Here is a 351-nt window from a genome sequence, read left to right as displayed (position 1 = left end):
CCCATTCCCCTCTGGCTGGCGACTTCGATCCAACCACCATGATTATGGACGATGCGCTGGGCGATACACAGACCCAGTCCGGTACCACCGGGTTTAGTGGAGAAGAAGGGTTTAAAGATTTTTTCCTTGATTTCTTCCGGTATTCCTGGACCGGAATCTTTGATGCAAATCGCGATCCAATCGCCTTCGCGACGTAAGCGGACATCGAGTGCACCGTCTCCTCCGGTGGCAGCGAGCGCGTTGTCGATAAGATTCCATACGGCTTGCTGAAATTGGTAGGCATCAGCCCTCAAGAGAGGCAAACACGGATCGAAGCTGCGCCGGATGTGAAGGTCGGGAGCCAGGGCCTGC

Annotated in this window: 1 protein-coding gene; it reads right to left on the bottom strand. The window is 55.3% G+C overall.

What is annotated here, in order from left to right; all coding sequences use genetic code 11:
* On the bottom strand, positions 1-351 hold a 351-nt coding region (locus ACTFO6_RS18100; protein WP_439935787.1), incomplete at both ends, for an ATP-binding protein.

Source organism: Pelomicrobium sp. G1, assembly GCF_051905455.1.
Taxonomy (GTDB): Bacteria; Pseudomonadota; Gammaproteobacteria; order Burkholderiales; family UBA6910; genus Pelomicrobium.
The sequence above is the reverse complement of the archived record's forward strand: the minus strand, read 5'-3'. Positions and strand labels throughout refer to the sequence as shown.